Genomic DNA, 13,302 nt, shown 5'->3' with positions numbered 1-13,302 from the left:
GCGGCTCAGCCCGGCCACACCCCGTCGTCGTTCAGGATGGTGCCGAGCAGGCTCGGGGTCGCGACGGCGACGCCGGCCGAGGGCGAGGAGAGACGCAGCACGAAGGTCTCCTCGGGCTCGGGCAGCAGGTCGCCCTGCACGGCGATCGTCAGGTCCTGCGTGGTGACGCCCGGAGCGAAACTCAGGCTGCCGCCGGGCAGGACGTTGCCGGCAAAGTCCCGCTGGGTCGCGCGGGCGGCGCCGGTCGGCGCGACCGACCAGGCGAGGTCATGGGTGACCGACAGATCGCCGCTGCGGGTCAGCGCCACCGTGAAGACCGCGCCGGCGCCCGGCCCGCCTTCCGGCAGCGCCGGCGCGGCGATGGCCGCGGTGATGGAGGCGTCGTCGTTGCGGATGGTGGCCGTGGCGGTCGCGGTGCCGAGTTGCAGGCTCTCCGTCGGGCTGTGCAGGCGCAGCACGAAGGATTCGTCCGGCTCGATCAGCGCATCGCCCAGCACGCGCAGCGTGACAGTCTTCTCAGCCTCGCCGGCCGCGAAGGCGACCGTGCCGGAGGGCAGGACTCCGCCCAGGAAGTCGCTGGCGACCGCGCGGCTGGTCCCCGTCGGCGCCACGGACCAGCCGACGCTCTGCGCCAGGTCGAGCGGGCCGCTGCGCGTCAGGGTGAAGGTGAAGGGCGTTGTGCCGCCAGGCTGCCCCTCGGCCTGCACGGCCGCATCGATCGCGACGGAGACCCGCGTGTCGTCGTTGAGGATCGTGCCCTGCAGAGTCGCGGCGGCGACGCTCAATCCCGGGGAGGTTGGCGTCAGCCGCAGCGCGAAGGTCTCGTCGGTCTCGAAGAGCCGGTCGCCGACGACACTGAAGGCGATGGTCCGCACCGTCTCGCCAGGGGCGAAGTCGAGGCGGCCGGATGGCAGGGCGCGGCCGACGAAATCCTGCGCGTCCACCGGGCTTGTGCCGGCGGGCCGCACCGACCAGGCGAGCGAATGCGCGACGGAGATGTCGCCGCTGCGCGTCGCGGTGAAGCTGATCGGCGTCGCCAGGCCCGTGCCCTCGGCGATGCGCGGCTGGGCAGGGGTCACGGTCACCAGCGCATCGTCGTTGATGATCGCCCCGCTGGCCTGGGCGAGGCCGAGCGAGACGCCGGCGGAGGGCGTGTGGAGCTCGAAGGCGAAATACTCCAGGTCCGGCTCCACAAGCCGGTCGCCGACAACCCGGACGGTCACGACCTTCTCGGCTTCGCCCGGCGCGAAGGTGACCTGGCCGGAGGGGAAGACGCCGCCGGCAAAATCCCGCGCCGAGGCCTTCGCCTCCACGCCGGACACGCCGCTGGTCACGCGCCAGCCGACGCTGTCGGTTCCGGAGAGATCGTCGCTGCGCCGGATGACGAAGTCGATGGCGGTGGTGCCCCCGTCGCCCTCCCGCACATGGGTCGGACTGTAGGCCATCGCGATGCGGGGCTCGTCATTGTAGATCAAGCCGGTCTGCGCGCGCTCGGGCAGCACGATGCCGTGCACCCGGCCGAGCGTGACGTTGAACCATTCCGTTGCCTCCGGCAGCGTGTCGCCGGCGACGGGGATCGTGAAGCTCGTGCTCGTCGCGCCGGGCGCGAAAAGCGCCGTGCCGGAGGGCAGCACACCGCCCGCGAAGTCGTTCGCCTCCGCGCGCTGCCCGTTCGGCCCGGCCGGCGTCACCGTCCAAGGGATCGCGACCTCCCGGTCCAGATGCCCATGACGTTCGAGGCGGACGAGGATGCCCGTGGTTCCGGCATCGCCCTCGTTTCCTGCGATGCCGTCGCGGCCGAACAGCACCTCGGCGTCGTCGTCGAGGATCGTCGTCTCCGCCGTGGTCGTCGCGAAGCGCACGCCGCCGAAGGGGGCGGAAAGCGCGATCTGGGCCGTCTCGGCCGCCTCCAGCACGGAATCGCCGGCGAGCAGGACCGAGACCAGCCGCACCGCCTCTCCGGGCGCGAAGGTGATCCGTCCGGACGGCAGCACGCCGCCCACGAAATCGGCATCGTCCACCGGGTTGGCGCCGCCGCCGAGGATCGCCCAATCCACCGTCTGGGTGTCCGCGGTGTCGGTGCGGCTGACCCGGAAGCGCAGCGCGCTCGCCGGGCCGGAGCCTTCCTCCATCTGGTCGGCCAGCGCCTCCACCCGCACCGCGCCGTCATCGTCCAGGATCGCGGCAGCCACCGAGGCGGCATCGAGCGTGATGCCGGGCGAGGGATCGCTGAGGCGGACCAGGAATTCCTCGAGCGGCTCCACGAGGCTGTCGCCGGCCAGGCGGAACTCGATGGTCTTCACCGTCTCGCCCGGCGCGAAGGTCAGGATGCCGGAGGGCAGCACGCCGCCCGCGAAATCGGCGCCCGTCGCCGGCGTGCTGCCGAGGCCCTCCACCCGCCAAGCCACGCTGTGCGTCGAGCCCGCCGGCGCGACGCGATGAACGAAGAAGGCCTGCAGCCAGCCCTCGCCGGTGCCCTCCGGGGTCGAGGGGCTGATGCGCGTGATGCCGATCCGGCTGTCGTCGTCGAGCACGGTGCCGGTGGTGGTGAAGACGCGGCGCTCGGTGCGACCGAAGGCTGTTCCGGACGGAGGCTCGGCCACGCGCAGCAGGAAGCCCTCGTCGAATTCCGGCGTCAGGTCGCCCTGGATGGAGAAGCTGATCTCCGCCGTGACCTGCCCCGCCGCGAAGGAGAGGACGCCGAGCGGCAGCGAACCGCCCACGAAATCCGCGGCGTCCACCGGGCGGTCGCCATGACCCTCCACGGTCCAGAAGCCGCTCCAGGCGGCAAGGTCGCCGCTGCGCGTCACGGTCACCGTCACGGGTGTGGCGCCGGACTGGCCCTCCGCGATCGCGAGGCTCGCCGGAGAGAAGGCGATCGCCATCTCGTCGGTGAGGATGCGGCCAACCGCCACGCCCTGGCCGACGCCGAGCCCCGCGGAAGGGAAGGCGAGCCGGACCTCGAAGGTCTCGTCCGCCTCGACGAGGTCGTCGCCGGCGACCTGGATCGCGATGGTCTTCACGCTCTCGCCCGGCGCGAAGGTGACGCGCTCGGCGAGCGAATCCGGGTCCACGAAGTCGGAGCGCGCGGCCGGGCTGGTCCCTGCGGCGGCGGCGAACCACAGCACATCCTGCTGGGTGGAGAGGTCGCCGGTGCGGCGGAGGGTGAAGGTGAAGGTGGTGGCGGTGCCGGCCGCGCCTTCCCGCTTCACCGCATCCGTCGCCTCGATCGAGACCTGGCTGACCACCGGTTCGAGGTCATTGACGAAGTTGGCGCCGACATCCTCCCAGGCCTCGACCACGTAGTCGCCCTTCCGGGCCGGATCGACGAAGCCGATGCGCAGGTGATGGCGCCCGCTGACCTCGGGCGCGAAGAACAGGATCGAGTCCTCGCCGACGAGGTCCGGGAAGCCGATGTCGTCGCCGTCGAGCGAGAGGAGGCGGTAGCCCTCGGCGTCGAAGATCTCGATGACCGGCTGCCACGCCGCCGCGACCCAGAAATAGTAGAGATTGCCCGCCGTCAGATCGACGCCGAGGATGTCGCGCGTCTCGGTGGCGTCGATCGCCTGGAACAGCAGCGCGGAACGGTCGCCGATCCCGATCTCGGTGTCGGGCTGCAAGGCGATCACGCCGTCCTGGCTCTGCCAGGCGAGGCTGAGGCGCAGACTGGTCGCGTTCAGCACGGACCAGAGCGGGTCGCGCACGCTCACACTCTATCTCGCGGGCTGATTGGGGTTACGATTTCGTAGCAGATCGGCAACGTCTCGGAAAGACTCACCCGCCCGGAAAGAGCATCTCCGCGAAATCGAGCGCCAGGCGCGTCGCCTCGCTCTCGCGCTCGGCATTCCAGGCCAGCGCCACGCCCACAGCATGGATCGGTCCTTCCAGCTCGCGGAACGCCACGCCCGGCGGGCGCAGCCGCGCCATGCCCGCGCTGACCAGCGCGATGCCGAGCCCGGCTGCGACGAAGCCGAGCTGCGCCATCGCGCTGCCCACCTCCCGCACGACGCGCGGCGTGAAGCCGGCCTCGCGGCAAGCGGTGACCATCGCATCCGAATAGGCGGGGCTGATGCCGCGGGGCAGCACCAGCATCGGCTCGTCGGCAAGCTGGCCGAGCGGCAGCGGCGCGCTGCTCTCGGCCAGCGGATGGCCGCTCGGCAGTGCGGCCGCCAGCACGTCGCGGCCGAGGGCGCGCAGCTTCACCGGCGGGCGGTCACGATCCAGCCGCAGCAAGGCGAGGTCGACCTCGCCGCGCCGCAGCGCCTCCACCGCATCGGTCGTGTCGAGCTCCCGCACCGAGACCGCCGCGTCCGGGCGCGCCGCCTGCAGCGCGCGGACCAGCGGCGGCAGGTAGTCGAATAGCGCGGAGGTGACGCAGGCGATCGCGACCGGCGCGGCGCGGCCGGCGCGGAGCTCTCGCGCCAGCGCCTCGAGCTCTCCCGCGCCTTCGGCGAGACGGCGCGCGAGCGGGATCAGCGCCTCGCCCTCCCGCGTCGGGCGCGCGCCCTTGCCGGTGCGCTCCAGCAGCTTCACGCCGAGCTCGCGTTCCAGCGCCTGGATCTGCGCGGTCAGCGGCGGCTGCGAGATGCCGAGCCGCGCGGCGGCGCGGCCGAAATGCCCTTCCTCGGCGACGGCGAGAAAATGCCCGAGGCGGCGGACGAGGCGAAAATCCATGGCAGATCCGTGTGGCGTCTTGTTGTGCGCCTGGCCTGCCTCAACCCTGCGCACACGCTTTAGCGTCGGCGCGATACGAAATCCATATCGCCGCTCTTGTCCAATCGGAATGGACGATCACGCGAAGCGGGCGCAAAACGGCGCGTAGAGTTCCACACGGCAAGGATGAGGACAGACGTGCAGAAGCATCCCGTGAAGGTCCACCCCTCGAAGGCGCTGCTGAAGCGAGAGGACCAGCTGGCCTGGAAGATGGCCGCCGTCGCCACCGACAAGGTCGCGGTGGAGAAGGACGTCCAGGCGATGATCATCAACCGGATCATCGACAACGCCTCCGTCGCCATCGCCGCGATCAACCGCCGCCCGGTCGTCTCGGCGCGCGGCATGGCGCTGGGTCATCCGCGCAAGGGCGGGGGCACGGTGTTCGGCGTGAAGTCGGCGACGACCGTCAGCCCCGAATGGGCGGCCTGGGCGAACGGCACGGCGGTGCGCGAGCTCGACTTCCACGACACCTTCCTGGCCGCGGACTACTCCCACCCCGGCGACAACATCCCGCCCGTGCTGGCGGTGGCGCAGACGATGGGCAAGTCAGGCCGGGACCTGATCCGCGGCCTGGCGACCTCCTATGAGCTGCATATCGACCTGGTGCGCGCGATCTGCCTGCATGAGCACAAGGTGGACCACATCGCCCATCTCTGCCCTGCGGCCGCGGCCGGCATCGGCACGCTGCTCGGCCTGAAGCAGGAGGTGATCTTCCAGTCCATCCAGCAGGCGCTGCACACCTCGATCAGCTTCCGCCAGAGCCGGAAGGGCGAGATCAGCAGCTGGAAGGCCTATGCCCCCGCCCATGCCGGCAAGCTCGCGGTGGAGGCGGTGGACCGCTGCATGCGCGGCGAAGGCGCGCCCTCGCCGATCTATGAAGGCGAGGACAGCGTGATCGCCTGGGTGCTGTCCGGCCGGACGCAGGCCGACAGCAAGGGCCGCAAGACGGTCTACGACCCGGTCTACTACGAGGTGCCGCTGCCGGCGCCGGGCGAGCCGAAGCGCGCCATCCTCGACAGCTACACCAAGGAGCACTCGGCCGAGTACCAGTCCCAGGCGTTGATCGACCTGGCCTTCCGCATGCGGGAGCAGATCAAGGACTGGGAGGCGATCAAGCGGATCACCATCCACACCTCCCACCACACCCACTACGTGATCGGCACCGGGGCCAACGACCCGCAGAAGATGGACCCCAAGGCCAGCCGGGAGACGCTGGACCACTCGATCATGTACATCTTCGCCGTCGCCCTGCAGGACGGGCGCTGGCACCACGTGGACAGCTACGCGCCGAAGCGGGCGCAGCGGGCGGACACCGTCCGCCTCTGGCACAAGATCGAGACGCGCGAGGACGCGGAGTGGACCCGGAAGTACCACTCCCGCGATCCGGACGAGCTCTCCTTTGGCGGCCGGGTGGAGATCGAGTTCAACGACGGGACGAAGATCGTGGACGAGCTTGGCGTGGCCAACGCCCACCCGAACGGCGCGCGGCCCTTCGCCCGGGATCAGTACATCCAGAAGTTCCGCACGCTGACCGAAGGCATCATCACGACGCGGGAGGCCAACCGCTTCCTGGCCGACGTGCAGGACCTGGCCCGCATCCCGGCGGGCGAGCTGCACGTGCTGAACGTCGCGCTGCCGGCCGGCACGCTGCTGGAGTCCAAGCCGGGCATCTTCTGAACGATCCACTCCCTCCCCCGCGCGCGGGGGAGGGTCGGGGTGGGGGCAGCGCACCCTCGGGCCGTTGTCCCTGCACATCTGGGGAGTGAACCAGTCATGAGCGAAGCAGAACCCACCATCTACAAGGGCCTGGTCGGCGTCTATGCCGACGTCTCCGCCGTCTCCAAGGTGATGCCGGAGACCAACAGCCTCACCTATCGCGGCTATGCCGTGCAGGACCTCTGCGAGGAGAGCAACTTCGAGGAGGTCGCCTACCTGCTCTGGCACGGCGAACTGCCGACCGCCGCCCAGCTCGCCGCCTTCCAGAAGGAGGAGCGGGCCAACCGGGCGATCTCCCCGGCGCTGCTTTCCGTCCTGCGCGCCATCCCGAAGGACGCGCACCCGATGGACGCGGTGCGCACCGCCGTCTCCTTCATGGGGACCGAGGACCCGGAGGCGGGCGACGTCTCGGACGCGGCGCAGCGGCGCAAGGCGATGCGGCTGCTGGCCAAGCTGCCGACCGCGGTGGCCGCGACCAACCGCCTGTCCAAGGGGCTGGAGCCGATCGCGCCGGACCCCTCGCTGCCCTTCTGCGAGAACTTCTTCCACCTGGTCTTCGGGAAGGTGCCGCAGCCGGAGGTCATCAAGTCCTTCGACGTCTCGATGATCCTCTACGCCGAGCACACCTTCAACGCCTCCACCTTCACGGCGCGGACGGTGACCTCGACCGGGGCGGACATGCACGGAGCCATCACGGCGGCGATCGCCGCGCTAAAGGGCCCGCTGCATGGCGGCGCCAACGAGGCGGTGATGCACATGCTGAAGGAGATCGGCGGGCCGGATAAGGCCGGGGAGTGGATCCACGGCAAGTTCGACCACAAGGCGCTGGTGATGGGCTTCGGCCACCGCGTCTACAAGAGCGGCGACAGCCGCGTGCCGACCATGAAGAAATACGCCGAGAAGATGGCGGAGGTGGTGGGCGACCGGCGCTGGATGGAGACCTCCCGCGTGCTGGCGGAGATCATGCTGCGGGAGAAGAAGATCCATCCGAACCTCGATTTCCCGGCCGGCCCCGCGTACTACCTGATGGGCTTCGACATCCCGATGTTCACGCCGATCTTCGTCTGCTCCCGCATCACCGGCTGGGCGGCGCATGTGTTCGAGCAGGCGGCGGACAACCGGCTGATCCGCCCGCTCTCCCAGTACACCGGAGAAGCGCAGCGTCCGGTGAAGCCGATCGGCAGCCGCGGCTGACGCTTCGCGCGCCGCGCCGGCGGATGCCGGCGCGGCACCTCGGCAGGTGCGTCGCGACGCTTCGCAGCACCGCCGTCTTCCGCTCTCCGACGACGCCCGACGACACCACGACGCAGTACGCAGAGTCGTCGCGACGAAAATCATGCGCGTCATCGTGCATCGCGATGCGATTCCGTTTGACACGTTGCGCGCGAATGCCGCACGTCTGATTCGCACGCACGCGCTTGACGCGATTCGCGCGCCGAAGATCGAAGCGGCGACGTCGGCACACTCCACGACGCAGCGATCGAAGGAAGGCAAGCGACACGTCGGCGCGGCGCGCGGCAGGAAGGATCGGTCCATGGACCGCAGGCTCGGGGGGGAGGTTGGCATCCAACGCACATCCTTCTCCGCACCGCCGGACAGCGCGCCCCGCGCGCCAGCGCCCGGCGGGAGAGATGCCGGAACACGCGCCAGGCGCCATGCAGCGCGGCGCGCGTCGTCCCCGGCGCCTGCGTGGGAGTGGACGGCGCATGCCGCGGTCTGGCGCGATACGGGATCCGCGCCGGCCGTGACGACGCCACCCCGACTGCCTCGGCGGACGCCGCGCCCCGTTTCCGCGCGTGTGCCCCGCCTTCGGAACATCACCGCGTCACACACGAAGGACCTGACAGAATGACCGATATCGTCGAGACCACCGAGACCGAAGCCGAGCCCCGCGCCCAGGCGATGGCGATGGCCGCCACGAAGAAGACCGCCCGGAAGCCGGCGGCGAAGAAGGCCGCGCCGAAGAAGGCGGCGGCGAAGAAGACGACCGCCCGCAAGGCGGCGCCGAAGAAGGCGGCGGCGAAGAAGACGACCGCCCGCAAGGCGGCGCCGAAGAAGGCGGCGGCGAAGAAGACGACCGCCCGCAAGGCGGCGCCGAAGAAGGCGGCGGCGAAGAAGACGACCGCTCGCAAGGCCGCGCCGAAGAAGGCGGCGGCGAAGAAGACGACCGCCCGCAAGGCGGCGCCGAAGAAGGCGACCTCCGCCCGTTCGGAGGCCGCGAAGAAGGCCGCCGCGACCCGCGCCGCGAAGCGCGCCGCCGCTGCCGCCGCTGCCGCCGCGCCGTCGGCCGACAACGCATCCTGATCCAACCGCCGATCCCGGCGTAGGGGGCGCCATCCGCAAGGGTGGCGCCCTTCGCGCGTTTATGGGGTGCCTGAAGCGCCGGCGCCGGCTTCCGCCGGCTTGGCTTGCGCGCAGGCCACAGGCGCGCTGGTGGCATTGTCGGTTGGTGTGCGGCGCGCATTCGCGCGCTCGGCCCGCTTCGCGGGCCGCCGGGCCGCATCCTATCTTCCTGGCATGTTGATCCGTCCCTTGCCGCGCGCTGAGCGCGGCGCGCTTGCACCGCTCCTTGCGGCCTATGCCGCGGAGATGCGGGAGGCGCTCGCCGGTGCCGCCGTGGCTGCGCCGGAAGACCAGGCCGCGCTCCTCGCGGCGCATCCGGCGGCCGAGGTGATGGTGGCGGAGCGCGATGGCGCGGCGCTCGGCTTCGCCGTGCTCTTCGATCTGCCGGAGATCGTCTTCGCACGCTGCTGCGGCCAGCTCGACGACCTGTTCGTCCTGCCGGCGGCGCGTGGCCAGGGCATCGCGCGCGCCCTGATCGCGGAATGCTGCGCGCTCGGCCGCTCGCGGGGCTGGAGCCATCTGCGCTGGATCGTGCCCGAGGGCGACATCGCCGCCATCGCCCTCTATGAGCGCATCGCAGCCCGCGCCGACTGGCGCAGCTACGTCATCCGCCTTGATCCCGCCGCCTCGCTCTGACGTCTTCCTCCCCCGCATGCGGGGGAGGGTCGGGGTGGGGGCCGCGCACCGATGGGACGCGTGGCGTGGCCTTACCCGAAGGTCTGCAGCAGGTCGTCCACCTGCGCCGGCGTCAGCCGCCGCACGCCGGGTACGTTGCGCAGCAGCAGCGCCAGCCGCGCGGCCTCCTCCAGCTCCTCGGCGGCGTACACCGCGTCGCGCAGCGTGGCGCCGCTCACCACAGGGCCATGGTTCGCCAGCAGCAGCGCCTTCGCGACCTTCGCCGCCTCGAACACCGCCGGTTCCATCGCGCCGTCGCCCGGGCGGTAATAGGGCACGCAGGGGAGGCGGCGGCCGATGCGCATGACGAAATAGGGTGTCAGCGGCGGCACCTCCGCGTCGCCGCCTTCGGGAGCCAGACAGGAGATCGCCGTGGCGTAGGTCGAGTGGAGATGCACGACGGCACCCGCCTCCGGCCGCGCCGTCAGCACGGCGCGATGCAGGAACACCTCCTTGCTCGGCTTGTCGCCCGTGATATGCGACCAGTCCGGCGCCAGCTTGCTGATCCGCGCCGGATCCAGCCGTCCGAGGCAGGAATTGGTCGGCGTCATCAGGTAGCCGTCCGGCAGGCGAACGCTGACGTTGCCGGCCGTGCCGACCGAGTAGCCGCGGTCGAACAGCGACTTCCCGAGCACCGCCAGTTCCTCGCGGAGGGCGCGCTCATCCATGGGTGAAGGCCTTGAGGAAGAAGTCGCGCGCGCCGAAATTGCCGCTCTTGAGCGCCAGGTGAATCCCCACCGGTTCCGCAAACGTCCAGGGCACGCCCGGATCGATCTCGGCGCCGATGCGCAGCGACGTGACGCCGAGCCGCTGCACCACCGCGCCGGAAGTCTCGCCGCCCGCCACCACCAGCCGCTTCACGCCGCGTGCGACCAGCCCTTTCGCGACGGCCGCCAGCGCTTCCTCCACCAGCGTGCCTGCGGCGTCGCGTCCCAGCTTCTGCTGCAGCGCGGCCACCTTCTCGGGCGGCGCGCTCGCTGCGATCACCACGGGCCGGTCGGCGGCGAGCCTGCCCTCGACCCAGTCCAGCGCCTGCCGTGCCAGCGCCTGCGCATCGGGCGTGGCGAGCGCATCGAGCTCGAGAACCGGCACGTGATCGCGCGCGAGCCCGATCTGCCCGAGCGTGGCGCGGGAGCAGGACCCCGCGACGACCGCGCAGAGCCCCTCCGCCTTCGGCAAGGCCGCGGCGTCGCTGCGCTCCGGCAGCAGGCCGGCGCGCCGGAAATTCCCGGGCAGGCCCATCGCGACGCCCGAGCCGCCGGTGACCAGCGCATGGCTGGCGCAGGCCTCACCGATCGCGTGCAGATGCGCGTCGCTGACGGCATCCACGATCGCGTAGCGTCGCCCGCCTTCCGCCAGCTTCGTCATCGCCTGCCGGATCGCCGCCGCGCCCTGCTCGACCACGGCGAAGGGCACGAGGCCGACGCCGCCATCGGTCTGGCGCGACAGCACGCGCACGAGATCGGCATCCTTCATCGGGGTGAGGGGGTGGTTCTCCATCCCGCTCTCGTTCAGCAGGCGCGATCCCACGAAGAGGTGCCCCTGGTAGATGCTGCGGCCATTGGCCGGGAAGGCCGGGCAGGCGATGGCGAAGCCGGCGCCGAGCCGCTTCAGCAGCGCATCCGCCACCGGGCCGATGTTGCCGTCGTCCGTGCTGTCGAAGGTCGAGCAGTATTTGAAGAAGAGCTGCTTCGCGCCTGCGGCCAGCAGCGCCTCGGCCGCCGCGACACTCTCCGCCACCGCCTGCGCAACCGGCGCGGTGCGGGACTTCAGCGCGATCACCACGGCGTCGGCCTCGGGCAAGGGACCGGTGGGCACGCCAATCACCTGCACGCAGGTCATGCCGTTGCGCACCAGCATGGAGGCGAGGTCCGTCGCGCCGGTGAAGTCGTCCGCGACGCAGCCGAGCAGAAGAGCCATCAGGCAGTGTCCTTCCCAGGCGGTAGGCATAGCATGTCGGCGTGGCCGATGCGGAAGCCGAGCCGGCCATCCGCCGCCTGCTCCATGCGCAGCCGCGCCCAGTCGCGCAGAGCGAGGCGGCCGCGCCGCTCATGCTGGCCGGCGGCCGCGGCCATGCCGCCCACCAGTTCCTCCGCGAAGCGCGTCGCGACGGGGTTGAGCGGCCGCGTGCGCACCGACCAGTCGGAGGGTGCGCGCAGCACGGCATAGCCCTGCGCCGCGAAGGCCTCCGCGATCGCCTCCGGCGCCTGCGCGCCCAGCGCGATGCCGCCAAAGCCCTTGTCGCGCGCCTGGTCGCGGGCGAAGCCACGGGCGACCAGCGCGTCCTCCCGATGCGGGGGGGAGAAGCGCTCGCGGCCCGTGACGTTCAGCGCGGCATAGAAGGGCAGGCCGCGCGCGGCGCAGACGGCCGCCATGCGTTCGATCCAGCCGTGGCTGACCAGGTCGCAGAGCGCGGTGTTCACCACCGCGTCCACTGCATGCAGCGGCAGGTTGTCCGGCGCTTCCCGCAGATCGGCGACCAGCCCTTCCACGCGCCATGCGCCGCGCGGGCTGTGCACCAGCAGCGTCTTCCGTCCCGGGAAGGTCACGCCCCAGCCGGCATTCTCCGCGCGCTCCGCGATGGTGTCGAAGGCGCGTTCGATCAGCGCGGCATCGGCGTCCACTAGCGTCCAGGCCTGGGCGCGGCCGATGAAGTGCCCGAGCCAGCGCAGCAGCGCGCCGGTGCCGGCACCGAGATCGAGAATGCGCGGCCGTGCCGGCAGTGCCTGCGAGAGTTGCGCCGCAAGGCCAGGGTCGCGCGCGGCCGCGTCGAAGGGCTCGCGCAGGTCGAGCCAGTCGCCGTCGAATTCCTCGGGCATTCAGGCCTTCTCCAGCTCGGCGGCGAAGGCGGTCGCGCGGTCGGCCCAGCGTGGCAGGCGCTGCCCGGCCTGCCAGGCGGCCTCCGCCATCTCCGCGCGCAGCGCCGTGTCGAAGATGGCGCGGCGCATCGCCTTGCCGAGCGAGACCACGTCGCCGGGCGGCGAGACCACGCCGGCCTCGACCGGCACGAGCTCCGCCAGCGCGCCGCCGGCGGTGACGGCGACCGGCACGCCGCGCGCCAGCGCCTCGGCCACGGCCATGCCGTAGCCTTCCCAATGGCTGGCCAGCGCGAAGAGGTCCGTGCCCTGCCACAGCGCCGCCAGTGCCGGGCCGTCCACCTCGCCGGCGAAGGTCACGCGCTGCGCGATGCCGAGTTCCTCGGCCAAGGCAGACAGGCCGTGCGCGTACACCGGGTCGCGCGCGCCGCCGGCGATGGTCAGGCGCCAGTCCAGGTCGGAGAGCGTGGCCAGCGCGCGCATCAGCACGTCATGGCCCTTGCGCGGGATCAGGCTGCCGACCGAGAGGATCGCGCAGCCCCCGCGCGAGCCTGCGCTGCGCGCGGCGGGATCGGTGCCGGGCTCGACCACGCCGATGCGCGCCGGGTCCACGCCGAATTCCGGCTCCAGCCGCCGCGCGGTGAGCGGGCTGGTGGCGACGAGGCGCGCCATGCGCGGGAACAGCGCCTGCTCGGCGGCGCGCAGCGCGTCGCGGACCTCGCCGGGATTGCCGTGCTCGAGCGCGGTCGGGTGGTGGATCAGGCCGACGGCGCGGCGTGCGGCGAGTTCCTCGGCGAAGGGCGCGAAGGCGGGCAGGCCGAGGCCGTCGACGATGATCCGCGTCGAGGCCGGGATTGCGGCGAGCGCGGCGCGCGCGCCCTCCGTCGCTGCGGCGTCCGGCAGCGGGTGGCAGCCGGGCAGTTCCACCACCTGCACCGCATGGCCGAGGCCGCGCAGGCCCTCGACCAGCCGGCGGTCATAGATGTAGCCCCCCGAAATCGTGTCGAACGGCCCGGGGACGAGCAGGGCAATATCCATG

Annotated in this window: 10 protein-coding genes; 4 read left to right on the top strand and 6 right to left on the bottom strand. The window is 71.7% G+C overall.

The window, feature by feature from the left end; genetic code table 11:
* Window positions 1–5: 5 nt before the first annotated feature.
* Together DFH01_RS15840 and DFH01_RS15835 are read right to left on the bottom strand one after the other, a co-directional pair.
* Window positions 6–3,704 (bottom strand): Calx-beta domain-containing protein, encoded by a 3,699-nt coding sequence (locus DFH01_RS15840; RefSeq protein ID WP_158287781.1) that lies wholly within the window; start codon window positions 3,702–3,704, stop codon window positions 6–8.
* 70 nt (window positions 3,705–3,774) lie between these two features.
* Window positions 3,775–4,674, bottom strand: coding sequence for a LysR family transcriptional regulator (locus DFH01_RS15835; RefSeq protein WP_109871403.1), 900 nt, complete (start codon window positions 4,672–4,674; stop codon window positions 3,775–3,777).
* Between the two features lie 177 nt (window positions 4,675–4,851).
* Between DFH01_RS15835 and DFH01_RS15830 the strand changes: the two genes are divergently transcribed.
* From DFH01_RS15830 to DFH01_RS15815, 4 genes are all read left to right on the top strand, one after another.
* Complete coding sequence (locus tag DFH01_RS15830; protein ID WP_109871402.1) at window positions 4,852–6,390, top strand: MmgE/PrpD family protein; 1,539 nt, start codon at window positions 4,852–4,854, stop codon at window positions 6,388–6,390.
* A gap of 96 nt (window positions 6,391–6,486) precedes the next feature.
* Complete coding sequence (locus DFH01_RS15825; protein WP_109871401.1) at window positions 6,487–7,623, top strand: bifunctional 2-methylcitrate synthase/citrate synthase; 1,137 nt, start codon at window positions 6,487–6,489, stop codon at window positions 7,621–7,623.
* Window positions 7,624–8,118: 495 nt separating this feature from the next.
* Window positions 8,119–8,733, top strand: coding sequence for a histone H1-like repetitive region-containing protein (locus DFH01_RS15820; RefSeq protein WP_233256130.1), 615 nt, complete (start codon window positions 8,119–8,121; stop codon window positions 8,731–8,733).
* A 213-nt stretch (window positions 8,734–8,946) separates the two neighbouring features.
* The gene (locus DFH01_RS15815; protein ID WP_109871660.1) at window positions 8,947–9,408 is read left to right on the top strand and encodes a GNAT family N-acetyltransferase; all 462 of its coding nucleotides are present in this window, start codon (window positions 8,947–8,949) and stop codon (window positions 9,406–9,408) included.
* 71 nt (window positions 9,409–9,479) lie between these two features.
* Here the strand turns inward: DFH01_RS15815 and otnC are convergent, their stop codons facing one another.
* From otnC to DFH01_RS15795, 4 genes are read right to left on the bottom strand one after another with little or no spacing between them, the layout of a single operon-like run.
* Window positions 9,480–10,115: a 3-oxo-tetronate 4-phosphate decarboxylase gene (gene otnC, locus DFH01_RS15810; RefSeq protein ID WP_109871400.1), complete on the bottom strand. Its 636-nt coding sequence runs from the start codon at window positions 10,113–10,115 to the stop codon at window positions 9,480–9,482.
* Entirely contained in the window at window positions 10,108–11,367 is a 1,260-nt protein-coding gene (otnK, locus tag DFH01_RS15805; protein ID WP_109871399.1) for a 3-oxo-tetronate kinase, read from the bottom strand. Before otnK ends, otnC begins: the two co-directional genes overlap by 8 nt.
* On the bottom strand, window positions 11,367–12,266 hold the full coding sequence (locus DFH01_RS15800) for a class I SAM-dependent methyltransferase (RefSeq protein WP_109871398.1): 900 nt from the start codon (window positions 12,264–12,266) through the stop codon (window positions 11,367–11,369). Before DFH01_RS15800 ends, otnK begins: the two co-directional genes overlap by 1 nt.
* Window positions 12,267–13,301: a glycosyltransferase family 4 protein gene (locus DFH01_RS15795; protein WP_109871659.1), complete on the bottom strand. Its 1,035-nt coding sequence runs from the start codon at window positions 13,299–13,301 to the stop codon at window positions 12,267–12,269. It abuts the gene before it with no gap.
* Window position 13,302 lies beyond the last annotated feature (1 nt).

This window comes from Falsiroseomonas bella (genome assembly GCF_003173615.1).
Lineage (GTDB): Bacteria > Pseudomonadota > Alphaproteobacteria > Acetobacterales > Acetobacteraceae > Falsiroseomonas > Falsiroseomonas bella.
This window is presented reverse-complemented; position numbering and strand designations above follow the sequence as displayed.

Coding starts and splice junctions, on each gene's coding strand:
- DFH01_RS15815 (WP_109871660.1), top strand. CDS start 8,947: ATGTTGATCCGTCCCTTGCCGCGCGCTGAGCGCGGCGCGCTTGCACCG.
- DFH01_RS15825 (WP_109871401.1), top strand. CDS start 6,487: ATGAGCGAAGCAGAACCCACCATCTACAAGGGCCTGGTCGGCGTCTAT.
- otnC (WP_109871400.1), bottom strand. CDS start 10,115: ATGGATGAGCGCGCCCTCCGCGAGGAACTGGCGGTGCTCGGGAAGTCG.
- DFH01_RS15800 (WP_109871398.1), bottom strand. CDS start 12,266: ATGCCCGAGGAATTCGACGGCGACTGGCTCGACCTGCGCGAGCCCTTC.
- otnK (WP_109871399.1), bottom strand. CDS start 11,367: ATGGCTCTTCTGCTCGGCTGCGTCGCGGACGACTTCACCGGCGCGACG.
- DFH01_RS15835 (WP_109871403.1), bottom strand. CDS start 4,674: ATGGATTTTCGCCTCGTCCGCCGCCTCGGGCATTTTCTCGCCGTCGCC.
- DFH01_RS15795 (WP_109871659.1), bottom strand. CDS start 13,301: ATGGATATTGCCCTGCTCGTCCCCGGGCCGTTCGACACGATTTCGGGG.